The following is a 25,440-nucleotide window of genomic DNA, read 5'->3' on the forward strand; positions in this document are numbered from 1 at the left end:
GATCGTTCCAGCCTGGTGCGATCTCGCCATCACCTTCCTATCCGTGCCGTGCCCGCAGACATGGCTTCGACCGAAGGCAGGACATCCGATGCACAAACAGATCTCGGACCCGGCCGGTGCGCGCCGGTTCACTCGCGCCTCGGCAGACATCGGGTTCGCCCGTCGGCGCCGGCGTCCGGCCGTCAGGACCGCTATCGGCTATGTGCGTGCCGACCTGACCGGTCCGAGCCGACCGCAGTGCGAATCACTGATCCGTACCACCGCGATCGATCTCGGCTACGAGCTCCTCGGGACTCTGATACTCACGACGACACCGTTGGCCCGATTACAGTTCCTCGTCACCGAGCTCGCCGTCGATGTGGTGTTGTGCCCCACGTTCATCCACCTCGATGGCCAGGTGCCCGCCGACCTGCTGACCGTCACCGATGTGATCGTCATCGACCCGCCCATCACCTACTGCCGCCGGGATCCCCAGCTCCTGGACTGAGCAATTCCGTGTCGATCCCGGGGCTGCACCGTGCCGGCGCGGAAGTCATCGAGCGGGCGCCTCTGCGCTATCCGGTTCAGCGTCGAGGCGGCCGGACTCACAGAGCCTCACCTCGGTTCGTTGCCGAGGTGAGGCTCTGGTCTGCTACATGGCCCGTTCCGCCGGCTGAACGAGGACTGGACCGATTGGGTCCCGCCCGGGTCACTCAGGACCACACGCATCCGGTCACGCGGCGTTCGCGGAAGCGATCGAGGCGAAGGTGACTGGCATCGCCGCCGGTCCACGCAAGGTGACGTGCTCGCGATAGCTCGGTGGATCGCTGACCAGGCGGGGGTCGATGACCCGGCGGGCGAAGCAGTTGATGGCGACGGTGGCTTCGAGCCGAGCCAGCGAGGCGCCGAGGCAGAAGTGCTGGCCGAGACCGAAGGCGAGATGACGATTCGCACGGGCAGGGTCGAATCGATCGGGGTCGGCGAACACCGCCGGATCACGGTTGGCCGCGGCGAGGAGCATGACGATGAAGTCACCGGCCGCGATGGTGATATCCGGGAGCTGGATGGCCTCGCGGGCGATGCGGGGAACCAGCTGGACCGGCGGGTCGTAGCGCAGGCTCTCCTCGACCACTGATGTGACGAAAGGCGGTGCTACGCACAGGATCTGGCCATGGAGGCGATGAGAAAGCAGAGCCAGAACGGTGTTGGAGATGAGATTGACCGTGGTTTCGTGTCCAGCGATCAGCAGCAGCGCGCAGGTGGCGATGAGTTCGTCGTGGCTCAGGGCCTGGCCTGAGTCCTCGGCGACGATCAGGGCGGACACCAGATCCGCACCCGGCCGGGTGCGGCGGTGGCGCACGAGCTGTTCGAAGTAATCGTGCAGCGCGTTGTTGTCGCCGACCAGTGCCGCGGGGTCGGGGCGGCCCGTGGTGGCGGTGGCCGACACCGGGTCGAGAGCGCGTGCCAGTCCAGTCGACCACCCTCGAATCAGGGGTTCGTCATCGAGTGGGACACCGAGTAGTTCGCAGATCACTGTGACCGGCAGCGGGCCGGCGAGATCGGCGACGATATCGAGTTGCCCGCGCTCGGCCGCACGGTCCAGAGCTGCGTCGGCGATGGCGGTGATCCGTGGCTCCATCCGGCGCACAACGGCGGGAGTGAAGGTCGCGGCGACCAGACGACGCAGGCGGGCGTGATCCGGGTTGTCGCGGAACAGCATCGGGGCGATGCCGGTGAGTTCGCCGGCGAGGTCTCCCGCGAGGTCGTGAACGGGGGTGGGCCCCAAAGGAATCGAGGCGTAGTGGCGTTCGACGCTGCTCGCCTTGTCGCGCAATACCGTTGCGCAGTCCTGATACGACGACAACACCACTACCGGTGCCCCGCCGAGCCGGACAGGTCCGCGCTCGCGGATGCGGTGATAGAGCGGGTACGGGTCTGCGCGGTGTGCGGGATCGAGCAGCTGAGCGAAAAGTCCGAGGTTGCGCGCGGGTGTGGTGGTCATGATGCCGCCGAGTGGGTCAGCCGTGCCGGATGGCGCGGTGGGTGAAGGTGGGTGCGGTGCCGGGATTGAGCAGTGCGCCGGTCAGCTCGCTGGACGGGAAGAATTGCAGGAAGCGTGAATCCTGCTGGGACACATCGACGATGGTCTTCTCGATGACCAGCGAGTTGTACTGCTCGTACGTGGTTTCGATGGTGTTGGCGTTCAGCACCACCTCGTGTCCCCAGGATTTCGCCGCCTTCGCCAGACCCGGAATTCGAGATTGGTCCGGCGTGAGACATTCCGTGGCGATGGCGTTTTCGCTGATCGCCCAGATGCCGGTGTCGGTATTGAGCACCAGCGACTGGTTACCCATGGCGTGGCCCGGCGTGGTGATCAGCGCGACACCGGGGCCGAGCAGGACACTGCCGTCGAGCGGCAGGATCTTCTCGGGTGGCAGGTCGACGAAGGTGCTCGGCTGATACCAGGGCCGCTGGAACGGGTGCAGGTCGGCCATGGCCTCGAGCTCGTCACGCTGAGCCAGCAGCTTCGCATTCGGGAAAGCCGCTACCACAGGTTGATTCGGGCTGATGTCGGGTTGCGGCGAGGTGGTACCCAGCCAGCGCCGCACATCCTGGGTGTGCAGGTGGTCGAAGGCGAGGTAGTCGACCTCGGCCGGGTCGACTCCGGCGCGGCGGCAGGCAGTCGGCACATCGGTGTGCTCATGGACGAACAGGCCTCGTACCGGTCCTGGTGCCAATCGCTTCATGTCATCGAAATACGGCGTGTAGGAGTCGAGTGCATGATCGCTCGGCTCGAACAGCAACGTGCGCGGGGTGCCGTCGGTCTCGGTCCAGCGCACGATCAGCAAGCGGTTGCTGATGGTGACGAACGGTGTGGGACTGATCGCGGCGCGGAACAGACCGTAGCGGGTCGGATACGGCAGCGATATCAGATCGTGGGTCCGCACCGAGTCCGGTCGCCCGGTGGCGGCGAACTCGCGACGGAAATCCAGTGCGGCCGTGCGGCATGCGCGCAGTCGTGGACCGAAACCGCCCGGTGCGGTGAGTGCCTTGTCGAAGGTATCGATGCGGGGGAACGGCGCGCGGACGGCCGGTCGCGGGATGTCGAGCGGTTCGGTGATGAGTCGATCGGCGATGCTCATAGGACTCGAGGCCGCATCCGGCTCGCTGTGAACAGCGGGGTGAGCGGTCGCAGCGGTATCGGTGGCACCCACACACCGAGCAGATCGACGCGGTGCAGCCGCGCTTGGATCACCCGCCCGATCCCCATCTGGTCGAGTGGATCGCGTTCGGAACCGTGTACGTCCAGGCTGAAGTCCTCGATCTGGCGCACCTCGATCACCCGCTCGCGGGGCGTGAAGCCCACCACGAAGGCGGGAAACAGCCCGGCGAGGCCGACGACATTGCGGTGCGGGCGGCCCAGAATCGGTGGCGGATCGGCGATAACCGCGCCGAGCCTGCCACCCATGGTGAGCAGCTTGTTGCCGCGGCGCGACGCCTCGGCACGGATCTCGGTGTCGGTGACTGTCCAGTCGACCTCACCGAGCTTCTTCGGATAGCCGAGCAGTTCGCGCCCCATGATCAAGGCGACATCGTCGTCGAGAATCATCCACGGGCAGTGGATTCCGGTGCCCTGCACCGTCTTGATGTGCACGAACAACCCCGCCTCGTGGTATCCCGGCGACTCGAAGTTGTTGTCCGGGAAGCACGCGGTGAACAGATCCGCGCGCGCCGGTTCGGTCAACCGCACCCCGGCCGGGAGCCACGGCTTCATCGCAGCGGGGTCGATGTCGACGGTGGCGCTGAAGTAGTGGGCGTCGCGGTAGAGGCTGCGGCGCGGATCGCCGATTGCCAGTGCGCGGCGCATATCCACCCGGAAAGATCGGCCCTCGGTCCGGTCGGCAGGTTCCCAACCCATGTCACTTGACCCTTCGGTAGATGGTGCGCAGGATCGGCCCGACCAACCCGCGCGGGGTGTACTGGCCGCCGACGGTCTGTACCTTGGCGAAGATGCCGGGGACTACACGGCGGCGACCGCCTGCCATGCCCGCGATCGCATCGTTCGCGGCCTGTTCGGCGCTGACCCACAGCGGGCCCGGCACCATCCGGTCCAGGTTCGGAACCTCAGCCACCTCGGCGTATTCGGTCCGCACCGGCCCCGGCGCGAGCAAGGTGCACTGCACGCCGGTGCCGGCCAATTCACCGTGCAGCGATTCGGCGAAGGTGTTGGCGAAGGCCTTGCTGGCGGCGTAGGTGGCATTGTTCGGACCGGGCTGGTTGCCCGCGGTGGATCCGGTGATCAGGATCGCGCCCGCGCGGCGGGCGAGCATGCCGGGCAGTACAGCGAGCGTGAGGTCGTGGACGGCAACAGTATTCAGCTCCACCTGCTGGCGTTCCCTGGCCGGGTTCGCGGTCGCCAGCGTGCCGTAGGTGGCGAAACCGGCGTTGTTGCACAGGACGGCGATCTCGCGGGTGGCGAGTTCCTCGCACAGTTTCGCGCGCTCGTCGCGGTCGGACAGGTCGACGGCACGGACCTCGGCTTCGACGCGGTGACGTTCGGCAAGCCGATCGGCCAACTCGCGCAACCGGTCTTCGCGGCGTGCCACCAGGATCAACGAGTATCCGCGACCGGCCAGGCCGTCGGCGAGGGCTTCGCCGATCCCGGAGGAGGCTCCGGTGACGACGGCCCGCAGGGCGGGAGTGGGAGTGGGCAGGCTCATGAGTTGCTCCTCGGTGATCAGAATTGGGTGAGCGCGCGGGCGGTCACGGTGGTCCCGGCGGCGACCAGAGTCCGGATCGCGCCCGGTCCGCTCACCTGACGCTCGCCGGCCGCGATGAGCCGGAAATTCGCCGCGTGCCAGGCCAATTGGAGATAGGAGTTGATCGGCGTCGCGCCCTTGATCGGGATGCGCGGCGCCGTGGGCAGCATCTGCGGCTCCTGCGTACCGGCCAGCAGTTCGGCCGCGATATCGGGGCGCACCGCGAACGGGCGGCCGAGCCCGATCACATCGACCGCGCCCTGTGCCAGCACGTCGTTCATGAATTCGAGGGTGCGGACACCGCCGGTGAGCATGAGCGGCATCGCCGATTCGGCGCGCAGATTCTCGGCGTAGCGCAGGAAGTAGGCCTCGCGCGCACGGGTGCTGTCCTGCACCACGCCGGTCATCGCCGGCGCTTCGTAGTTGCCGCCGGAGACCTCCAGCAGATCGATCCCGAGCTGCTCGAGGGCGAGTGCGATATCGAGCGATTCGCGCTTGTCCAGTCCCCCGCTCTGGAAGTCGGCGGAGTTGAGCTTCACCGAGAGCAGTGCGCGTGGCCCGATGGCTGCGCGCACGTCGGCGACGATGTCGAGTAGCAGTCGACGACGATTCGCCGGGCTGCCGCCGTATCGGTCGGTTCGCTGGTTGGCGATGGGAGAGAGGAACTGCGAGAGCAGATATCCGTGCGCGGCATGCACCTGCACACCGGCGAAACCGGCCTCGACCGCCAATTCCGCGGTGCGTACGAAGCGACGTCGCAGGTCGGCGATGCCGTCAAGCGTCAACGCGCGTGGCTTGCGCAGGTTGTAGCCGATGGTCCCCGGACGCAGTGCCGACGGGCCCACCGGAAGCCGATTCAGCGGGCCGATCGCGACTCGGCCGGGATGGTTGATCTGCATGACCATCACGGCGCCTTCCCGCGACCCCGCGCGCGCCCAGTTGCCGACGGCTTCGAGGTGGCGATCGTCTTCGAGTGTCACATTGCGGGGCTCGACATAGGCGCGGCGATCGATCATCACGTTGCCGGTGATCAACAGACCCGCGCCGCCGCGACCCCACGCACTGTAGAGACGGGTCAGCGTCTGGCTGGGCGCACCGTTGATCTCGCCGAGCTGTTCACTCATCGCGGCCTTGGCGATGCGGTTGGGCAAAGTCACCCCGCACGGCAGGGTCAAGGGGCTACCGACGGCGATCGTCCGGGGTGCACGATTCTTGGGAGGCATGGAAGGGGCTCCTGTGTAGTGGGTTGGGAGTCAAGCGATCCGACGGGCGACGGCGAGGACTGGGCTCACCACGATGCGGGTCAGCCTGCGTGGCGCAACCGGCACGGGTTCTGGGCTCGCAGGTTCCGTCGCCGTCGTGACGGAACTGCGCAACAGCAGGATCCGCAATGTGGACAGCTGGGTGAGCACGCGCACCAGCCATCGGCCGCGCAGCACCTCCCAGCGCAATTCCGGTCCACCGGCGAGGATTTCACCGGAGGGTTCGGAGACGATCGAGTAGAGATCGCCGAGCGGGGTGCGTACTTGCTGTTGCAGCAACGCCGCCTCGGCGAGTAGCCGGGAGCTGTTCATCAACAACATGCCCGCGCCGGAACGCGGCGCGACCAGTCCGGCGAAGGAGAGGTTGGCCAGGCCGGGCGCGAAAGTGTGCGACACCAGCCGCGGCTGCCCGTTCTCCCAGGTGAGCAGCCCTTCGCGCAGGAACGGAAAGGTTGTCCTGAAACCGGTGGCCCAGACGATGGTGTCGTACTCCCCGCTGGTGCCGTCGACGAAATGCACTGTGTGCCCGTCCAAGCGCGCGATCTCGGGACGGACCGCGATCCGGCCGTGCTTGAGGAAATACGGCAGTTGCTGGTTGACCACCAGATCCTGGTCGAAGATGCGGTGCTTCGGCTTCTCCAGCCCGAACTGGTGAAAGCTACCCATCCCCACTGCGACGATCGACCGGAAGACGGCCTCCTGCAGCAGTTTCGGCACCGGAACCGAGCCGATGTCGAACTTGCTGCTCGGCACGCCGAGCACATATTTCGGGATGAACCAGTAGCTGCGGCGAAGAGAGATCTCCGACGTACCGAAATTCAGTGCGGCTTCCACCGCCAGATCGCATCCGGAGTTACCGGCGCCGACGACCAGGACCCGCGTGCCGTCGAGGTCGGCGGGGCGCTTGTAGTTCTTGGAGTGGATCTGCTTGCCGGTGAATTCGCCGGGATACGTCGGAATGTTGGTGTCCCAGTAGTGCCCGTTGGCGACGACGACGCCGGTGTACTCGCGTGCCTCACCGCTCGCGAATTCGACTCGCCAGCCCGCCGTACCGGTGTCATCGAGCGGCGCGACGTCGGTGACCTGAGAGTCGAACTCGATGCGCCGATCGAGCCCGAATGCGGCAGCGAAGGAATGCAGATAGTCGCGCATCTGCCCGGCACTGGGAAAATCCGGATAGTCATCCGGCATCGGATAGTCGGGGTACTCGGTGACCGCTTTGGCGCTGATCAGGTGGGTGGAGTCGTACACCCCGTGCGACCAGTTGCCACCGATCGCGGCGGTCGCCTCGATGTGGTCGTAGTCGAGACCGAGGTCGGTATAGGCCTTGGCCACGGCCAGACCGGTGTATCCCGCTCCGATGATGCAGTACCGGCGCGTCATGGCGACCTCCCATCAAAAGCTACAGTCTTTGTAGCTACATTGAGTGTAGTATTTGCTACCTGGCGGTGCCCTGTCAAGCACGAGTCGGTTTTCGGGCCTCACGCGGGGCGTACACCGGGAAGTCGATGAACACGACGGCAAGGCATGCCGAGGTCGCCGCTCGATAACGGCGATCTTCGGCCGGTAAACAGCAGCGCCTAGAGAAGGCGGCGAAACATCGACGGCCGCGAGGGTGTCGACCCGGCTCGATCAGGCAGAGGTATGAAACGCAGGCAGAGCGGGAATGAGCTGTGCGGCGTAGTCACGAATGCGCTGCGGCGGGAAGGCATCGGGTTCCGCCAGAACGAGTCGGCCCGCTTCCCAGAACAGCGCGTACACGAGACGGGCAGTGAGTTCGACATCGACCGAGACAAGCTGTCCGGATGGTGCCGCCGCGCGCATATACGCGGTCAGCGCCTCGGTGAACGCTCGGCGTCCGCGCTCCAGACGGCGACGGAAGGCGGGAGTGCTGGAGTCGGCGAGCTGAAATGCCGCCCGCCATCTATCGGGCGCGGCCTGCACCGCGTCGAGGAAATGCTCGAGGCTGTCCGCCATTGCCTGGGTCGGATCGGTCGTCATCATCGGGACTACGGTGGCCATCTGCGCTACCGCCGCGGCCTCCTCCCGGTCGAGGCAGGCCAGCAGCAGCTGGTCGGAGTCGTCGAAATGGCCGTAGACGACCGGGCGACTCACACCGGCCTCCTTCGCGACAGTGTCGATGGACACCTTGTGCACGCCCTGCCCGACAATGACCCGCAAAACCGCGTCCAACAGTTGCTCCCGGCGCTGCTCAGGAGCCATTCGCGGGGCATATGCTGCCCTGCTCTGCCGTTCGGCCACGATCGCGTACCACCCTCTCCGCGCCGAGCGAGTCCAGCGACAGCGCAGAGGAAAATTCTACACACGCTGTAGCTGCACTAGATGCAGCAATAGGAATTCGCTCCCACGGCCCCAGAGCACCGGCTCACCGCGGAGCTCGGAACACGAGCGACCATCGCGACGCCGGGCACCGAGGGCACCTCAGCCGGCGACCACCGAGGTGAGCAGCCCCTCGAGTTCTTCTATGACATCGTCGAGCGCCGTCGTGGATCGATTGACCCGGCACAGGATCACCGCGCCTTCGATGGCGGCGATCGCCATGGTGGCCAGCCGAACGGCGCGCTCGGATTCGACACCGTCGGCTTCGAGCGCGGTGACGAGGGCGGCTTGCCACCGTTGGATGATGCCCGCGACCGCCGGTTGCAGGTGCCGGTCATCGGGCGAGCTGCCGACTGCTACCGAGACGACCGGGCAGCCTGCCTCGAAGTCGGACTGCGCGAGCAGGGTGTTCCAGAACTGCCCGAATCGCCGCAACGCCGCGACCGATCCCTGCTCCACCGCCTTGTCGATGATGGTGCCGATGGCGTCACCGGCCAGCGCGAGCGACTCGGTCATGATCTGGGCGCGTCCACCGCGGAAGTGGTGGTAGACCGATCCGCGCGGTGCCTCACTGCGCGCCAGCACGGCGTCGATGGTCACCCCGGCCGAGCCACGTTCGCGAAGGAGCTCGACAGCGCTGTAGAGCATCTTCTGCCGGGTGTCGGTGCGGGCTCCCATGTCGTCGCGCTCCTTACGGGATTCGGGTCAACTCAGCAATACTATGCTACTTGGCATAACATTATGCTATGTTGCCTAGCATACTTTCGTCGAAGGGGTGTGACATGGCCGAACCGAAGGCGACCGCGTGTGTGCTGTGCGAGTGCAACTGCGGGATCACCGTCGAGGTGGCGGGTCGCCGCTTGGCGAAGATCCGCGGCGACAAGGCGCATCCGGCATCGGAGGGCTACACCTGCGAGAAGGCGATGCGCCTGGACCTGTACCAGAACGGCGCCCACCGCCTCACCACCCCACTGAAACGCCGGCCCGACGGCACCTACCAGGAGATCGACTGGAACACAGCGATCGATGAGATCGCCGCGAAACTCTCCGCCATCACCGATGAACACGGCGGAGACAAGATCTTCTTCTACGGCGGTGGCGGCCAAGGTAACCACCTCGGGGCCGCCAACGCGGCCGGGCTGCGCGGGGCACTGGGCTCGATCTATCACTCCAATGCGCTGGCACAGGAGAAGACCGGGGAGATCTGGGTCGACGGCCGCCTGTACGGCGGTCACACCAAAGGCGATTTCGAACACGCCGAAGTACTGGTGTTCGTCGGCAAGAACCCCTGGCAATCACACAGCTTTCCGCGGGCCAGACCGGTACTCAAGCAGGTAGCCGCCGACCCGACCCGTTCGATGATCGTGATCGATCCGCGCGTCAGCGAAACCGCGGCGATGGCCGAGCACCACTTGCGGGTGTTGCCGGGGCGCGACGCCTGGCTGATGGCCGCACTGGTCGCGGTGATCGTGCAGGAAGACCTGGTCGACGCCGACTTCATCGCCGCGCGCACCACCGGCTACGACGAGGTCCAGGCGGCGTTCCAGTCCTGCGACATCACGGATTTCGCGACGATCAGCGGTGTCGGCGAAGGCGAGGTCAGGGCGGCAGCGCGCCGGATCGCGACCGCGTCGAGCGTGTGCGTCTACGAGGACCTCGGCATCCAGCAGGCGCCCAACAGCACCCTGGTGTCCTACCTGAACAAACTCCTGTGGATCGTCACCGGCAACTTCGGCAGACCCGGCACCATGTACCTGCACTCCTCCTTCGCGATGCTGACCGGCGGTTCCGGGTCCGGATCACCGCGCAAGAAGCCGAGCGCACTGGCCCGCGCGCAGAAGCGGTTGACGGCGCGGACCGTCACCGCGGCGGCCACGGCGATCAGCGCGACGTTGCCCACCCTCGCCCGGGTGACTCCGCTGCGTGCGCGGGTGGAGGCCGGGGCCTCGGCCCTGCTCGACGCGATGGTTCCCCTGGCGGGCGGGATGCTCGGCAGCGGCGGTAGTGGCGGCGGCGGCCGAACCTCACCGGTCACCGGCGCCAAGATCATCGGCGGCCTGATCCCCTGCAATTCGATAGCCGACGAGATCCTCACCGACCACCCGGATCGCTTCCGCGCGATGTGGATCGACTCGTCCAACCCGGCGCATTCCCTCGCCGATTCGCCCCGCTTCCGGGCCGCGATGCGCGCACTGGACTTGTCGGTCGTGATCGATGTGGCGTTCACCGAAACCGCGCGTGAGGCCGACTATGTGCTGCCCGCCGCCAGCCAGTACGAGAAGCCCGAAGCGACGTTCTTCAACTTCGAATTCCCGCGCAATGTCGTTCACCTCCGCAAACCGCTCATGGAGCCGCTCGACGGCACGCTGCCCGAACCCGAGATCTACGCGCGGGTACTTCGACGCATGCGGGTCCTCGACACCGACACCATCGCCCGGCTCCGACGCGCCGCGCAGACCGGCCGTGACACCTTCGGCGCGACCTTCCTGGCCACCGTCGCCGCTGATCCCGCCCTCGGAAAGATCGCTCCGTACTTGTTGTACGAAACGCTCGGCACCACGATGGCGCCACAGATGAGGGGCGCCGCGGTGCTGTGGGGCATCAGTCAGATATGTGCGATGTCGAACCCGAAAGCCGTTGCCCGAGCGGGCTTCACCGGCACCGGCCTGACGCCGGGCAACCGGCTGTTCGACGCGATCATCGAATCCCCGACCGGCGTGGTCTTCACCGACGACACCTGGGATGACGTCTGGCACTACGTCAAGCGCAAGGACCGCCGCTTCACCATCGACATCGACAATCTGCTCGACCAGGTCCGCCGGCTACCCACCGCGCGCACGGCGTGGACGACCCCGGAGTTCCCGCTGGTCCTGGCCGCCGGTGAGCGGCGCTCGTTCACCGCCAACACGATCTTCCGCAACCCCGACTGGCGTCGCCGTGACCGCGACGGCCACCTCCGGATCAGCGCCGAGGATGCCACCGCCTTGCGGCTGACCGACGGCGCCCCGGCACGACTGGTCACCGCGAATGGATCCGCCACCGTGATCGTCGAGGTCAGCGACATGATGCGGGCAGGAAACATCGCCCTGCCCAACGGTTTCGGCCTCGACTACCCCACCGGCGACGGAACAACGACCAGTGCCGGGGTCTCCCCCAACGAACTGACCGGCCTCGAACTCAAAGACGCCTTCGCAGGCACCCCATGGCACAAACACGTCCCGGCCCGGCTCGAAGCACTCGAAGAAATCCCGACCGCATGACCTACGTGATCGCCGAACCCTGCGTCGACATCAAAGACAGAGCCTGCATCGAGGAATGCCCGGTGGACTGCATCTACGAGGGCGACCGGATGCTCTACATCCAGCCCGACGAATGCGTCGACTGTGGTGCCTGCGAACCGGTCTGCCCGGTCGAGGCGATCTTCTTCGAGGACGACGTCCCCGACCAGTGGACGGGCTACACGCAGACGAACGTGGACTTCTTCGACACGATCGGTTCCCCCGGTGGCGCCGCCAAATTCGGGAAATACGACGGAGATACCCCGTTCGTGGCCGGTTTGGCGCCCAACACCGTCGACGGCTGAACTCCGGTGACACTGCCACTCAGTGCACGCGTCGCGCCTCGATGAATGTCGACGGGACCTATTGGTGTGCGAGCCGGTCTGTTAGTTCCCACAGAACGCGGCCTGCTCACGCCGTTCCGCGGTCCGCGCCGGGCGGCTTTCGATAGCGTCGACACATGTGGAGACACAGGCGGTGGACTCGACGGCAGACTCTGTCGATGGGAGCCCTGCTGGTCGGTGGAGCGTTCTCGGGCGCGGGGGCCTCGGCCGTGTCACATGCCGAAGAGGACCCCGGCGTCCGATACCAGGGGTACTCCGCCGACGATCGGGCGAAGCCCTATGTGCGGTTCATGGCCGCACGAACCGCACCCGCACCGGCATCAGTGCTCACCACCTACGACGGTCCGCCGGTGCCGCCGAATACCATTCCGGATTTTTCGGCACTTTCGCACGATCTCGCCGCCCATGGCTACTCTCCGGTCGAGACCGGATACGGACAGACCGCGAGCGGGATGGTGTGGGCGGCAGTACGCACCGATATGACGAATGTCTCTGCGGCGATGTGGGATTGGTGGTTCGGCTGGCATTCGGCGGAATCGGCGAGATACAAGCTGTGGCATCCTGACGCACACCTCTATGCCGGAATCAGCGTGGACAAGACCGGCCACGCGGTGCCGGATCGCGCGAAGTACGTCGGCAATATCTCCTATGTCGATGAGTACGTCGGCCCGAAACTACAACAGCTGGCTATCGCCTTTCTCGATCCACAGGACCACGGATTCGATGTACCCGCTGGACACACAGTGATTTTCGGACGGGTAGGCAGCAGCGTGGCGCCCGTCGATCTGGGGTGGCTCGCGCATCAGGTTCGGCCCGTTCCCGGCGGATGCGAAATGCGCAGCCGCTTCTATCTCAACCACTACGGGCTCCACAGCCCCGACCTGGTCCGAGCCGCACAAGCCATCAGCAGGGGCGCCTCGGTCGATGCAGCGGATCTCGTCCTCGGCACCGATCTCGCCCGCGATCTCCTGCTGCACTGTGGGCAGGAGATGCACCACCTGGCCCAATTCCTGCCCGATCTCTACAGGGAATTCGCGAACCCGTAGGGAGCGGTGCTGGTCAGCCTCACTCGCTGCGCGTCGCCACGGACAGATCGATCAGTGATTCCGGCCTACTACCGTTCACTGAACCGATAGCATTACCGTTGCCCCATTGGTAGCCTCTTCGAGAGGCTCCCCCAGTCCTCACCGCGCTGCACGTGTGAGCGTCGACCAGCTCCCAGCCGAGCTGCGCCGAGGCCACGACCACTCCGGACCTGAGGATTGCGCCGTCTCCTTCGCGATTCCAGATCGAGGTACACCATGACCGTGGACCAGCGCCCACTCGAAGAGTTGGGTTACTACCTGTTGGCGGGCTCGGGCGGGGGCGGTCCGGCACGCCTGATCGAAGATGCGCGCAGGGGTGAGGAACTCGGGCTCGGCACAGCGTTCATCTCCGAACGCTGGAACGTCAAAGAGGCCGCGTCGCTCACCGGCGCGGCCTGCGCGGTGACAGAGCGAACCAGGGTGGCCACTGCCGCGACCAACCACAACACGCGCCACCCTTTGGTCACCGCGTCGTGGGCCACGACCATGCACAGGCTCTCCGGGGGCCGGTTCACTCTCGGTATCGGGCGGGGCGTCGCGGCGATGTACTCCGCGTTCGGCATCCCGGCGGTGACCACCGCTCAGATGGAGGATTGGGCCCACGTCATGCGACGGCTGTGGCGGGGGGAGGCGATCATCGGCCACGACGGCCCACTGGGCGCCTACCCCGTACTCTTTCTCGACCAGAGCTTCGATGAGGACATTCCACTCGCGCTGGTCGCGTTCGGTCCGAACACCTTGGCGCTCGGCGGACGGGTCTTCGACGACGTCATCCTGCACACCTACTTCTCACCGGAGACTCTGCGACGGTGTGTGCGGACGGTCAAGCTCGCTGCTGAGAAGGCCGATCGCGATCCCGATTCGGTGCGGGTCTGGTCATGCCTGGCAACCGTGGGCGACCATCTGCCAGAAGAGCTTCGCTTGAAGAAGACCGTCGCCCGGCTCGCGACATATCTGCAGGGATACGGGGACCTGATGGTGCGCACGAACGGCTGGGATCCGGGCGCGCTGCGGCGGTTCCGCGAAGACCGGGTCGTCACCTCGATCGCCGGTCCGATCGACGGGGTCGCGACCGCCGACCAGATCGAGCACATCGCGGCGATACTGCCCTCCGAGTGGCTGGCATCGGCGGCCACCGGCACGCCGAGGCAATGCGCCGACCGAATACGCGAGGAATTCGGCGACGGCGCCGACCGGGTGATCCTGCACGGCGCGACTCCCGAAGAACTCGCGCCTGTCGTCGCCGCGTACCGAGACAGCGACAGTGACAGCGACACAGTGAGGGCCTCGAAATGAGTGCGACCGTACCGATTCCGCGCCGCGCCGCCGACATCACCAGCCACTGGCTGCAGGCGGTGCTCGGACCGGAGGCAGACGTCGTCGAGGGTGTCGAGATCTGCCCGATCGGCACCGGCCAGACCGGGGCGACGTTCCGAATCACGCCACGCTATGCACACAGCGAGCACGAATTCCCGTCGACCTTCGTCATCAAACTGCCCGCCGACGACGACGGTGTGCGGGCGGGCGTCACGCTCGGCTATCTCAGCGAGATCACCTTCTACAGACAAGCCGCTACGCAGACGAGCGTGCCGACGCCACGCTGCTTCTACAGCGACATCACCGAGGACGGGACCGAATTCGCCCTGCTCCTCGCCGACCTGTCCCCCGCCGTCCCCGGCGACCAGATCGCGGGCTGCGGGACCGATGCGGCGTACCAGGCCGTGTCCGCGCTGGCCGGTCTACACGGGCCGAGTTGGCGCGATCCACGCTGGCTGGACCTCGCCGTAGCGATGCCCAAACCGGGCGACACCGCAGCGGCAGGCGGCCTCGGCGATGTGGCGCGGATGGCCGCCGACATCACGCTCGACAAGCTCGGCGCGCGCATGGATCATCGCGACCGTGAAACCTTCTCCGAGGCCCTGGGTCTGGTGACACCCTGGCTGCAGGCCGGCTCCGATACCGGCCGATTCGCGTTGCTGCACGGAGACTACCGACTCGACAACCTCATGTTCGATACCGCGACGAGCCGCGTCAGCGTGGTCGACTGGCAAACGCTCGGCGTCGGGTTGCCCGCGCGCGATCTCGCCTACTTCACCGCGACCGGCCTGGACCCCGACGCGCGATCGGCGTGCGAGAACAGCCTCGTCGACGTGTACCACCGGAGACTGCTCGAGTACGGCGTCACCGGATATACCCGCGAAACATGCTGGCAGGATTATCGATTCGGAATGGTGCAGGCCCCGCTGATCATAGCCCTCGGCGCCGCCTTCGCGACACCGACAGCGCGCGGCGAAGAGGTCTTCCTCGTCATGCTGGAGCGCAGCTGCCGGGCGATTCGCGACCTGGAGACACTCGCATTGATCAGCGCTGCCGACTGACACGCGTCGACCGCGAACCGCTGCGAAGCCGGACTTGCGCGAGGCGCTACTGAAAGAGGTACAGTAAGTCAAACGTTAGTGCCGACGATGGTCTTCCTGGAGGTCTTCCCGGCGCGGTCCGTGTCGGACGCCGATCGCCCGGTTCGACGACGGAGCGCCCGGCGAGACCACCGGTTGCGAAAGGACGAAGAATGACAAAGCTGGACTATCTGGCGGTCGATGTCGACAACCACTACTACGAACCACTGGACGCGTTCACTCGCCATCTACCCAAAGAGTTCAAGCAGCGCGGGGTGCAGATGGTCAACGACGGGAAGCGGACGCTGGCGATAATGGGCGGAAAGGTCAACCAATTCGTCCCCAACCCGACGTTCGACCCGATCATCGAGCCCGGGTGCCTCGATCTGCTGTTTCGCGGCGAGATTCCCGAGGGCGTCTCTCCGGCCTCGTTGATGAAAGTAGACCGCCTGTCCGAGCACCCCGAATACCAGAACCGCGACGCTCGCGTGACGGTCCTGGATCGACAGAACCTCGAAACTGTCTTCATGCTGCCGACCTTCGCCTGCGGGGTAGAGGAAGCGCTCAAGCACGACATTCCCGCGACGATCGCCTCGGTCCACGCTTTCAACCTGTGGCTCGACGAGGACTGGGGATTCGACCGTCCCGACCACCGCATCATCTCGGCGCCGATCATATCCCTCGCCGATCCGGCGGCGGCGGTCGAGGAGGTCGAGTTCGCGCTGAGCCGCGGCGCCAAGATGGTGCTCGTGCGCCCGGCACCGGTACCCGGTGTGACACGCCCGCGATCCCTCGGTGACCCTCTGCACGACCCGGTGTGGGCCCGCCTGGCCGAAGCCGGCGTACCAGTCGGCTTCCACCTGTCCGACAGCGGATATCTCGCCATCAACGCGCTGTGGGGCGGCACGGCGACGTTCGAGGGATTCGGCAAGAAGGATCCGCTCGATCAGATCCTGCTCGACGATCGCGCGATCCACGACACGATCGCCTCGATGATCGTGCACCAGGTGTTCACCCGCCACCCCAAGCTCAGAGTGGTGAGCATCGAGAACGGCTCGTACTTCGTCTACCGGTTGATCAAGCGCTTGAAGAAGGCCGCGAACACTGCTCCTCACCACTTCACCGAGGATCCGGTGGAGCAGCTGAAGAACAATGTCTGGATCGCGCCCTACTACGAAGACGACGTCAAACTGCTCGCCGCGACGATCGGCGTGGACAAGGTCTTGTTCGGCTCCGATTGGCCACACGGCGAGGGGCTCGCCGATCCGACGACCTTCACCGCGGACATTCCGCAGTTTCCGGAATTCTCGTATGAGGACACCCGGAAAGTGATGCGCGACAACGCTCTCGATCTGATCGGCTCGAATGTCGCCCAGGAGTCACCCAGCCGATAGCGCGAAATATGCGGCTCCCCGTCACCGACGGGGAGCCGCATTGCGTATTCGGGGTGTTGCACGGTTCGGGTAGGACTATCGGCGAGCAGTCACTTCACGGTAAACCTGGTTACGTCGAGAATCAGCACGACGCGATCGTAGACATCATCGGGCAGCCCGGCGTCAACGTCACCGTACAACTCGCTCAGCTCACGATAGAAGACCCCCTCATCGTCTCCCAAGACCGTGACCAGCCATCCCTGTGTCTCCAGCGACCTGGTCGGCACATCGGGATCGGTGATGAGAAACGAGTAGTTCGGGTTCGCCTGCAAGCTGGTGAACTTGCGTCGCGGGATCGTATGGCTCATCCGCAGGTGCGCACCGTCCCAGGTGAAGCGCATGGGCGACAGGTCAGGCGAACCCTGCGGGGTCACGGTTCCGAGAACACCGACGATCGGTCGCTGAAGCAGGTCTTCGTATTCCGTAGGCACCCTTGAGGTCATGAGAGTCTCCACCATCGATTCGCAGTGAGATACACGATTCCGCACCGGCGCGCTGGTCGTCGCCGCAGCAGAACCCGTATATCGATATAGTTACCGTATAGGTTACAGTAGGCCGTGTCCCCCTGCGATGACCTCTGCCCCGAATCTCTTCACGAACTGCGTAGCGGCGGCCGGACTGGAACCGTCGACGTGCACAACAGCCCAGGTGGCGCCACGCTTTTCGAGGTCGTCCAGATAGCCCGACGCCGCCAGGACCGTATCGGTATCACCGAAGTCCAGGTGCGGACATACGACCTGGATGTCGACCGCGTCGGCATCTCGGCCCGCTGCCGCCAGACCATGGCGCAGGTCGGCCACCGCGGCACCGAACGCCTCGGCGCTCTCGATAGCGGCCGTTCGCATAGCAGCGGCCATGCCGGCATCGGCGATGATCGGCATCCACCCGCTGCCGTGCCGGACGACACGGCGCCGAGCCGCCCTGCCGTTACCGCCGATCCACAGCGGCGGGTGCGGGCGCTGCGCCGGAGACTGCAACCACAGCGGCCCCGGCGCACCGAAACCCACTCCCGCGACCGGCGTTTCAGGGTCGGCCCAAATGCGCCGCAGCGCACCCAGCGCTTCGTCCAGCAGCTCGCCGCGCCGGTCATGATCGACGCCGACAGCAGCGAACTCGGCCCGCAGGTATCCGGCTCCGACACCGGCGATCAACCGACCACCCGAGACGATGTCCAGACTGCCCAGCGCTTTCGCGGCGAGGTAGGGGTTACGGAACGGCAGTACATACAGATTTGTGAGCAATCGAATACGCGTGGTGAACCCCGCCATATAGCTCAGTGCCGCGATCGGGTCGAGAGTGTTGTGACCCCCGTTGTGCCGCCACTTCAACGACGGCGCCGGGTGTTCACTGAGCGCCACCGCGGCGAAACCGGACTCCTCGGCTTGGCCCACCACGTCACGAATGACCGCGGGGTCCAAGAACGCGTCGGATGCCGTCGGCAGCTCGGCGGGATACTCGAGAACGTACTTCATTACGCGAATTCCTTTGTCCAGATCACCGCGCACGTCGTTCGCGCACGACGGCGTGCCACTGGCCGACGAACCACGTCGAGCGCAACAGTGGCCAACTCGGTCCTTCTTACTGTATAGCTTACAGTACAATGGTGCGCCAGAGTGGCGTGGTGACGAGCGATGAGGTGAGCTGTGCACATCCCTGTTCAGGACGAGTCGGAAGGTCCGCTTGCCGGGATCACGGTCGTCACCCTCGAACAAGCGGTGTCGGCACCGATGTGCACGCGCACACTGGCCGATCTGGGTGCCCGGGTGATCAAGATCGAGAACCCCCGCGGCGGCGACTTCGCACGACATTACGACGACGTGGTCCACGGGCTCGCCGCGCACTTCGTCTGGGCCAACCGCGGCAAGGAGTCGATCACCCTCGACCTCAAGCATCCGGACGGGATGACGGTCCTGCACCGACTGCTCGACACGGCGGATGTCTTCGTCGCCAACCTGGCCCCGGGGGCGACCGCGGCACTGGGTATCTCACCGGTCCAACTCGCACAGCGACACCCGGACCTGGTGGTGATGGAGATCGACGGATACGGCCCGGGGGGACCGCTGTCCCACAAACGCGCCTACGACCTGTTGATCCAGGCAGAGTCCGGAGTCTGCGCCGTCACCGGCTCACCAGGGGCGCCGGCCAAGCCGGGCCCGCCCATCGCGGATGTGAGCTCGGGTCTGTATGCCGCGCTGACGATCCTGGCGATGATCTGCGCCAGACGATCACCCGGTGCGCGTACCGGCGGCACCGCCGAGCCTGCCCCGTTCACCCACGCATCGGTGAGCTTGTTCGATACCGCCGCCGAATTGATGGGCTACCAGCTCACCTACACCCGCCATACCGGTGTCGATCAGCAACCGCTCGGGATGAGTTCCCCCGCTGTCGCACCGTACGGCGCCTACCGAACCTCGGACGGCGAGACCGTGGTTCTCGGCACCACCAACGACCGCGAATGGCAGCGCCTCGCCCGGGATCTGCTCGATCGGCCCGACCTCGCCGACGACCAGCGCTACGCGGGCAACCTCGACCGGGTCCGACTCCGGACCGAACTGGACAACGAGATCGCCCAGTGGTGTGCGCGCCATGACGCAGCCACCGTCCAAGCTCGGGCCGATGCGGCAGGCATCGGGAACTCTCGTTTCAGGACACCGCGCGAGGTCATCGCGCACCCTCATCTCGCGGCGCGCGACCGATGGCAAGAGATCAGCACTCCCGCGGGTTCGGTGACAGCCCTGTTGCCACCTCCGGTCATCGCGGGCTTCGCGCCGCCGATGGGTGCGGTACCCGGTCTCGGCGAGCACACCGAGACAGTCTTGGCAGCAGCAGGATTCACACCTTCGGACATCGCGGAACTCCGTGATCGCGGTGCGATCGGCACGACCACTCCCGCCCCGTCCGCAGTGACGGCGACGAAAGGATGACCCTGTGACAGACGAGCCCGTACTGCTCATCGGCAACGCCGGCGGCGTGCGCACGCTGACGCTCAACCGCCCACGTCGCAAGAACGCGATCAGCACCCCCCTGTGGCACGCGCTGCGGGCGGCACTGCGTGACATCACGAGCGACCCCACGGTGCGGGCCGTTGTGCTCACCGGCGCGGGCGAATCGTTCTCCGCGGGAGCCGATCTCGCCGCCACCGAGGGAATGGACGAGTTCCCGGATCCGGCTCGCGAATTGCGCACCATCAACGAGACCGTGCAGTTGCTGCACGAGCTGCGGGTGCCGACAGTGGCCAAGGTGCGTGGCGTTGCGGTCGGCGCGGGATGGAACCTCGCGCTGGCCTGCGATCTCGTTGTCGCGACCCCGCAGGCACGGTTCTGTCAGATCTTCGCCCGCCGTGCGCTGTCGGTGGATTGCGGTGGCTCGTGGTTGCTTCCCCGCCTCGTCGGTTTGCAACAGGCCAAGCGCCTGACCCTGCTGACCGAGATGATCACCGGCGAGCATGCCGAGGGGCTCGGACTCGTCACCTGGCTCCGGCCTGCCGAGACGATCGATGAGTTCGTCGACGAGATAGCGGGCAAACTGGCGGCCGGTCCGCCCGTTGCGTTGCGGCAGACCAAGAATCTGCTCAATGCCGGATCCGATCGAACGTTGTCCGAGGCGCTGGACGCCGAGGCGAAGGCCGCGGGCGTCAACCTCACCGGGGCCGACGTGATCGAGGCCTTCGCCGCCTTCGCCGAAAAGCGTGAACCGGTGTACGCCGCCGCCGATCAGCAAGTCGCGCTATGACCGGTCGAAAACTCGGGCAGCCCCGTCGCCGACGCGAACGAGGATCGCTCAATCCCGCGGACATCATCGACGGCGCATTCGAACTCGCCGAACAGGTCTCGGTCGACGGGCTCAGCATGCCGCTACTCGGCAAACATCTCGATGTCGGCGTCACAAGCATCTACTGGTATTTCCGCAAAAAGGACGACCTGCTCAACGCCATGACCGATCGCGCGCTGCGCCAGTTCATCTACGCGGCGCCCTACCCTGCCGTCGACGCGCACGACTGGCGCGAGTCGCTGTCGCGCCACGCGCGCACCATGCGCCGCGCGTTCTTGAACAATCCGATCCTGTGCGACCTCGTGCTGATCCGTTCGGCGCTGAGTCAGCACGCGGCGAGGTTGGGAGCCGAGCAGGTGGAGCGCACGGTCGCGAGCCTGGTGAAGGCCGGGCTCTCGGTCGACGAGGCGTTCACCGTCTACTCAGCGGTCAACCTGCATGTGCAGGGCTCGGTCGTCCTGCAACGACTCCACGACAAGAACCAGGAGCTGGGCAGCGATGCGACCGCCTACTACGACGTCATCCACGTCGACCCCGAGACGACTCCGTTGCTGGCAGCCGCCATGGCCAAGGGCAGGCGGACCGGAGCACCGGACGACCGAAATTTCGAATGGGGGCTGGAATGCATCCTGGATCACGCGAAGCGGGCGATGGAGGAGCAGAGCCGGTGAGACAGCCGAAGGATCCAGCCCTCACACCCGCGATCACCGCCGCCCTCGGTGCCGCGGGCGCCGGCCTGGCCGACCGAGTCCGCGCCGATATCCTGCACAGCTCGCGACCGGTGTTCGGCTTCTACCTCGCGCAGACGTTGGACTCGCTCACCACCAGGCTCGCCGACGGCACGAGCCCGCGGCCGGAAACACCAGCCCAGCAGCTGTGTCTGCACCTGATGATCGCCCACATCCAGCAGCGCTGCGCACTGCCCGGATTGGATCGAGCTCGCGCCGCCCTGCTGCCCGACACGTCCCACGAGATCCTCGCCCGGATACTGGGTGCCTCCGGAAACATCGCCGCGACCTATGATTTCGATGCCCTCGGCCACGCCTTGGCAGTGGGCGGTATGGGTGCGTTCTTCGCGCCGTTCGACTCCGACGAGATGGTGGCCTGAGCGTCCGTGGACGAACCTACCGACTTTCATCCCGACCTGCGCTTTGCCCGATACCTGCCACGCACGGTCGTCGGATCACGGTCGGTGGGTCTCATCCGGAAACTGACGGCTCGTAGCGGCAGCCGACCACCGTCCGAAGGCGTGCTCGAGCGGGTCGACGCGAATGTCACGGTCCGGCTGTTCCGGCCCGACGGCGCGCGACCGAAAGCACCGGCGGTGCTGTTCGTGCACGGCGGCGGGTACCTCATCGGCAATGCGGCGATGGGCGACGGATTCTGTCGGCGGGTCGCCGGCGAACTCGGTGCGGTCGTGGCATCGGTCGAGTACCGGCTGGCGCCGGAACACCCGTTCCCCGTCCCGCTCGAGGACTGCTACGCGGCGCTGCGCTGGCTCGCGGCTCGATCCGATGTGGACGCTCGCCGGATCGCGCTCGTCGGCGAGAGCGCGGGCGGCGGGTTGGCCGCCGCGTTGGCCCACCTCTGCACGTGGAGTGCCGAGGTGAGCCCCGTTCTCCAGGTGCTGTCCTATCCGATGCTCGACGACCGGACTACCGCCCGCACCTATCCCACTCCCGGCCGGTTACGTCTGTGGAACGAACGGAGCAACCGGCTCGGCTGGCGTTCCTACCTCGGCAGTGCCAGCGGCGACACCGTATCGCCCCTGGCGGTTCCGGCCCGCTGCGACGACATGACCGGGCTCGCGCCGGCCTGGATCGGAGTGGGGACCAACGATCTCTTCTACGCCGAAGACCTCGCCTATGCCGAACGCCTCCGGCAGGCCGGCATTCGGTGCACCCTGCGGGTGGTGCCCGGCGCCTACCACGGCTTCGACCTGGTCGAGCGGCGCACGCCGGTCGCGCGTGCCTTTCGGCGAGCCCGGCTGGATGCCCTCGACGACGCGCTCAACGGCGGGGCAGACCCCGCGTAAGCCGGTGAAGCGTGCTCCGTTTCCCTCGGCAGGCGATGCTTGCTACCTTGTTCAGTACGTTCAACGGTAATACATACCGTATTTCAAACAGTATAGAACCGAAGAGGGAATGCGAGATCCCATGAGCGAGGCCTTCGCCACCGATGTACCCGACGCTCAGAGCGCCCGAGTCGGCGCAGCCCGCGAGCGCTGTCCGATGAACGAAACCGCACGATCGGCGGCACAGCCTTTGGCCGGGCTTCGGGTGGTGGAGATCTCCAGTTTCGTCGCCGCTCCGCTGGCGGGAATGACACTGAGCCAACTCGGTGCCGACGTGATTCGGGTCGATCCCCTCGGCGGGGCGGCCGACTATCATCGGTGGCCGCTCACCGACGACGGTGCGAGCATCTACTGGACCGGTCTCAACAAGGGAAAGCGCTCCGTCGCGGCGGACCTGCGCGGCTCCGCCGGGCAACAACTGATCTCGAACCTGATCACCGACAGTGGACCAGGCGGTGGCATCCTGCTCACCAACACCGTGGGCCGGGACTGGCTCGACTACGACACTCTCGCCGCCCGGCGACCCGATCTGATCCGGCTCGAGATCCTCGGGCGTGCCGACGGTTCGACTGCGGTGGACTACACCGTCAACGCCGCCATCGGCTTTCCGATGGTTACCGGCCCGGCCGAGCACGCGGGGCCGATCAATCAGGTTCTGCCCGCCTGGGATCTGCTCTGCGGTCTGTACGCCGCGCTGGCGATCACCGGGGCCGTACGGCACCGCGAGGCGACCGGAGAAGGCAGCAGGATCACGTTGCCGCTGGAGGATGTCGCACTGGCGACGGCGGGAAACCTCGGTTTTCTCACCGAGGCGATGCTGTGCCAGACGCCGCGGCCACGCCTCGGCAACGCCATCTACGGCCAGTACGGTCAGCATTTCAGTGCGGCCGACGACGCCACGTTCATGATCGTGGCCCTCACCTCCCGCCACTTTCACGCGCTCACCGAGCTCACCGGAACTCGCGCCGCCGTCGACGCGCTGGCCACGGCCCTCGACGCCGACTTCACCGACGAGGGCGCCCGCTACCACCATCGTGATGTCCTCACCGGCCTGTTCACGCCGTGGTTCCGGGCCCGCAGCGGCGTCGAGATCACCGCCGCCCTCGAACAGACCTCGATCCTGTGGGAGCGCTACCGGAGCTTTCACGAGGTCGTGACCGACCCACGGGTCACCGCCAATCCCTTGTTCGCGTCGTTGCGGCAACCCGGCATCGGCACCTACCTCGCGCCCAGTGCGCCTGCGTCGGTCGACGGCGCCCACACCGCGCCGCAAGCGGCTCCACGGCTGGGTGAACACACCGAACAGGTCTTCCGCGACCGGCTTCACCTGTCGCCGGCCGACCTCGCGCGATTGCGCGAGGCGGCCGTCATCGCGACCGAGAGTTGATCTCGCGGCGAGAACGGGCTCTCGCTAACGACCGGGTGTCGCGAATACCGCGGTGGTATCTATGGTCTTCACATCGACCACCGAGCCGTCTTCTTCCGCTTTGCCGAGCAGGGCATTGCCACTGCAGATGTTCGGACCGAACGAGATCGGTTTGGTTCCGCATTGGAACGTCGATGCGGGGGTGAGAGGGAGCGGTTCGGGTTCTGCCATCGAACCGAGACGGGCCGCGACCGTCGCGCGAGTGATCTCGCCCGCCATCCCGTCCAATGCAGACCGGAGCCCCAGGATCGCCATATAGGGCGCTGCGGCCGTGTCCGGCATCTCGGCACCTGATCCGTCGACCACCGCTTCGAAGAGCTTCGTCTCTTTCGAGGCAGGGTCGACGACACTATTGGCGACGACAAGCAAATCCTGGTAGCCGCCGGGGATCTGCGACGCGATCTCGGAATCGCCGACGCATTGGTTGACCGTCATCACCGGCTGGGTCGCGTTCAGCGTCCGCATGGCCTTGATCGCCGCCGCGCAGAACGAGACATCGCCGAGCAGGTGGAACATATCCGGCTTCTTCTCGAGTGCGGCCTGGATCTGCGGCGTCATATCGGCGGTGCCGAGTGGGATCGCGACCACGTCGGCCTGCGCACCGGCATTTCCGAACGCGAGGGGACCGAGCTTGGTGAGCGGCTCCACCGCGACGGGCGAATCGACGGTCAGGACCGCGATCTTCTTGTAGCCGTTCTGTTTCGCATACGCCGCCGGTACGCCGATGAGCCCGTTCAGCGGGTTGCCCATCACATAGGTGTTCGGCAGCACCATCGCTTGCCCGCCGCCGGCGAGTGCGAAATAGGGCATGGCGGAGGGCGAGGTAATCGTGGCGATGGTGTCGGAATTGCCGTAGTCACCGGTGACCACGGCGACAGCGTCGGACTGCACGAACTTGTTGGCGCAATTTCGAGCCAGGCTCACCTGGATCTCGTCCTCGCACGTGATGAGCTCGATCGGACGGCCGTTGATCCCACCGAGATGGGTATTGACGTAGGCGACGGTCGCTTTCGCTACTTCGAGTTCCTCGGTGTGGACAGGCGCTCGGGGTCCGGTGGTGACGAACCCGAGCTTGATCGGCGCACCCGTTGCCTTGTTCTCCTGGCCGAGCACCGATCTGTCGACTGGAGCCGACGAACCGCCGTCGCCGCTCGAACAGCCGGAGGCCGACAACGCCACTGCGAGCGCGACATACGGCAGGGCAGCCCACCGCTTCCGTAGGGAAAAGGACATGCTTGTCTCCTGGTGTTGAATCGAATGGGGCGAACTTGCCGTTCACCCCGCTGGAACGG

General features: G+C 66.1%; 24 protein-coding genes. 13 read left to right on the forward strand and 11 right to left on the reverse strand.

The genetic code is table 11. The annotated features are described in order from the left end of the window. Positions 1–88 precede the first annotated feature (88 nt). The gene (locus ACWGCN_RS02770; protein WP_452458161.1) at positions 89–487 is read left to right on the forward strand and encodes a hypothetical protein; all 399 of its coding nucleotides are present in this window, start codon (positions 89–91) and stop codon (positions 485–487) included. 225 nt (positions 488–712) lie between these two features. Here the strand turns inward: ACWGCN_RS02770 and ACWGCN_RS02775 are convergent, their stop codons facing one another. The 8 genes from ACWGCN_RS02775 to ACWGCN_RS02810 all read right to left on the reverse strand — a co-directional run bounded on the left by ACWGCN_RS02775 (position 713) and on the right by ACWGCN_RS02810 (position 9,019). Further along, entirely contained in the window at positions 713–1,981 is a 1,269-nt protein-coding gene (locus tag ACWGCN_RS02775; RefSeq protein ID WP_452458160.1) for a cytochrome P450, read from the reverse strand. 16 nt (positions 1,982–1,997) lie between these two features. Further along, positions 1,998–3,122: a hypothetical protein gene (locus tag ACWGCN_RS02780; RefSeq protein WP_452458159.1), complete on the reverse strand. Its 1,125-nt coding sequence runs from the start codon at positions 3,120–3,122 to the stop codon at positions 1,998–2,000. Further along, the gene (locus ACWGCN_RS02785; protein ID WP_452458158.1) at positions 3,119–3,898 is read right to left on the reverse strand and encodes an acetoacetate decarboxylase family protein; all 780 of its coding nucleotides are present in this window, start codon (positions 3,896–3,898) and stop codon (positions 3,119–3,121) included. Before ACWGCN_RS02785 ends, ACWGCN_RS02780 begins: the two co-directional genes overlap by 4 nt. A 1-nt stretch (position 3,899) precedes the next feature. After that, on the reverse strand, positions 3,900–4,700 hold the full coding sequence (locus ACWGCN_RS02790; protein ID WP_387446756.1) for an SDR family NAD(P)-dependent oxidoreductase: 801 nt from the start codon (positions 4,698–4,700) through the stop codon (positions 3,900–3,902). 17 nt (positions 4,701–4,717) lie between these two features. After that, the gene (locus tag ACWGCN_RS02795; protein WP_452458157.1) at positions 4,718–5,962 is read right to left on the reverse strand and encodes an NADH:flavin oxidoreductase/NADH oxidase family protein; all 1,245 of its coding nucleotides are present in this window, start codon (positions 5,960–5,962) and stop codon (positions 4,718–4,720) included. 30 nt (positions 5,963–5,992) lie between these two features. Further along, the gene (locus ACWGCN_RS02800; RefSeq protein ID WP_452458156.1) at positions 5,993–7,384 is read right to left on the reverse strand and encodes a flavin-containing monooxygenase; all 1,392 of its coding nucleotides are present in this window, start codon (positions 7,382–7,384) and stop codon (positions 5,993–5,995) included. Positions 7,385–7,633: 249 nt separating this feature from the next. Beyond that, on the reverse strand, positions 7,634–8,224 hold the full coding sequence (locus ACWGCN_RS02805; RefSeq protein ID WP_452458155.1) for a TetR/AcrR family transcriptional regulator: 591 nt from the start codon (positions 8,222–8,224) through the stop codon (positions 7,634–7,636). Between the two features lie 219 nt (positions 8,225–8,443). Next, positions 8,444–9,019, reverse strand: coding sequence for a TetR/AcrR family transcriptional regulator (locus ACWGCN_RS02810; RefSeq protein WP_379312513.1), 576 nt, complete (start codon positions 9,017–9,019; stop codon positions 8,444–8,446). Positions 9,020–9,123: 104 nt separating this feature from the next. Between ACWGCN_RS02810 and ACWGCN_RS02815 the strand changes: the two genes are divergently transcribed. From ACWGCN_RS02815 to ACWGCN_RS02840, 6 genes are all read left to right on the forward strand, one after another. Beyond that, entirely contained in the window at positions 9,124–11,601 is a 2,478-nt protein-coding gene (locus ACWGCN_RS02815; RefSeq protein WP_452458154.1) for a molybdopterin-dependent oxidoreductase, read from the forward strand. After that, positions 11,598–11,924, forward strand: coding sequence for a ferredoxin (gene fdxA / locus ACWGCN_RS02820; RefSeq protein ID WP_379312515.1), 327 nt, complete (start codon positions 11,598–11,600; stop codon positions 11,922–11,924). Before ACWGCN_RS02815 ends, fdxA begins: the two co-directional genes overlap by 4 nt. A gap of 197 nt (positions 11,925–12,121) precedes the next feature. Beyond that, on the forward strand, positions 12,122–13,009 hold the full coding sequence (locus tag ACWGCN_RS02825) for a DAPG hydrolase family protein (RefSeq protein WP_452458153.1): 888 nt from the start codon (positions 12,122–12,124) through the stop codon (positions 13,007–13,009). A gap of 255 nt (positions 13,010–13,264) precedes the next feature. Continuing rightward, positions 13,265–14,344: a TIGR03857 family LLM class F420-dependent oxidoreductase gene (locus ACWGCN_RS02830; RefSeq protein ID WP_452458152.1), complete on the forward strand. Its 1,080-nt coding sequence runs from the start codon at positions 13,265–13,267 to the stop codon at positions 14,342–14,344. After that, positions 14,341–15,426: a phosphotransferase family protein gene (locus tag ACWGCN_RS02835; protein WP_452458151.1), complete on the forward strand. Its 1,086-nt coding sequence runs from the start codon at positions 14,341–14,343 to the stop codon at positions 15,424–15,426. The genes ACWGCN_RS02830 and ACWGCN_RS02835 overlap by 4 nt, the downstream gene beginning before the upstream one ends. A 191-nt stretch (positions 15,427–15,617) precedes the next feature. Then, complete coding sequence (locus ACWGCN_RS02840) at positions 15,618–16,838, forward strand: amidohydrolase family protein (protein WP_387446748.1); 1,221 nt, start codon at positions 15,618–15,620, stop codon at positions 16,836–16,838. Positions 16,839–16,927: 89 nt separating this feature from the next. Here the strand turns inward: ACWGCN_RS02840 and ACWGCN_RS02845 are convergent, their stop codons facing one another. Both ACWGCN_RS02845 and ACWGCN_RS02850 read right to left on the reverse strand, forming a co-directional pair. Next, a complete protein-coding gene (locus tag ACWGCN_RS02845; RefSeq protein ID WP_449960508.1) occupies positions 16,928–17,335 on the reverse strand; it encodes a pyridoxamine 5'-phosphate oxidase family protein in 408 nt (135 codons plus the stop codon). A gap of 87 nt (positions 17,336–17,422) precedes the next feature. Then, the gene (locus ACWGCN_RS02850; RefSeq protein WP_452460065.1) at positions 17,423–18,349 is read right to left on the reverse strand and encodes a TIGR03619 family F420-dependent LLM class oxidoreductase; all 927 of its coding nucleotides are present in this window, start codon (positions 18,347–18,349) and stop codon (positions 17,423–17,425) included. A 255-nt stretch (positions 18,350–18,604) separates the two neighbouring features. Between ACWGCN_RS02850 and ACWGCN_RS02855 the strand changes: the two genes are divergently transcribed. From ACWGCN_RS02855 to ACWGCN_RS02880, 6 genes are all read left to right on the forward strand, one after another. Beyond that, the gene (locus ACWGCN_RS02855) at positions 18,605–19,801 is read left to right on the forward strand and encodes a CaiB/BaiF CoA transferase family protein (protein ID WP_452460067.1); all 1,197 of its coding nucleotides are present in this window, start codon (positions 18,605–18,607) and stop codon (positions 19,799–19,801) included. A 4-nt stretch (positions 19,802–19,805) separates the two neighbouring features. Continuing rightward, entirely contained in the window at positions 19,806–20,609 is an 804-nt protein-coding gene (locus tag ACWGCN_RS02860; protein WP_379312522.1) for an enoyl-CoA hydratase/isomerase family protein, read from the forward strand. Then, on the forward strand, positions 20,606–21,319 hold the full coding sequence (locus ACWGCN_RS02865) for a TetR/AcrR family transcriptional regulator (RefSeq protein ID WP_378992987.1): 714 nt from the start codon (positions 20,606–20,608) through the stop codon (positions 21,317–21,319). Before ACWGCN_RS02860 ends, ACWGCN_RS02865 begins: the two co-directional genes overlap by 4 nt. Further along, positions 21,316–21,756: a hypothetical protein gene (locus ACWGCN_RS02870; RefSeq protein ID WP_452460064.1), complete on the forward strand. Its 441-nt coding sequence runs from the start codon at positions 21,316–21,318 to the stop codon at positions 21,754–21,756. Before ACWGCN_RS02865 ends, ACWGCN_RS02870 begins: the two co-directional genes overlap by 4 nt. 6 nt (positions 21,757–21,762) lie before the next feature. Further along, positions 21,763–22,683, forward strand: coding sequence for an alpha/beta hydrolase (locus tag ACWGCN_RS02875; RefSeq protein ID WP_452460063.1), 921 nt, complete (start codon positions 21,763–21,765; stop codon positions 22,681–22,683). Between the two features lie 196 nt (positions 22,684–22,879). After that, entirely contained in the window at positions 22,880–24,109 is a 1,230-nt protein-coding gene (locus tag ACWGCN_RS02880) for a CoA transferase (RefSeq protein ID WP_452460066.1), read from the forward strand. 24 nt (positions 24,110–24,133) lie between these two features. On the opposite strand, the gene ACWGCN_RS02885 is transcribed toward ACWGCN_RS02880, so the two are convergent. Then, positions 24,134–25,381, reverse strand: a complete 1,248-nt coding sequence (locus tag ACWGCN_RS02885; RefSeq protein ID WP_379315025.1) for an ABC transporter substrate-binding protein — start codon at positions 25,379–25,381, stop codon at positions 24,134–24,136. Between the last annotated feature and the right edge of the window lie 59 nt (positions 25,382–25,440).

It is taken from the genome of Nocardia sp. NPDC055050, from assembly GCF_053608345.1.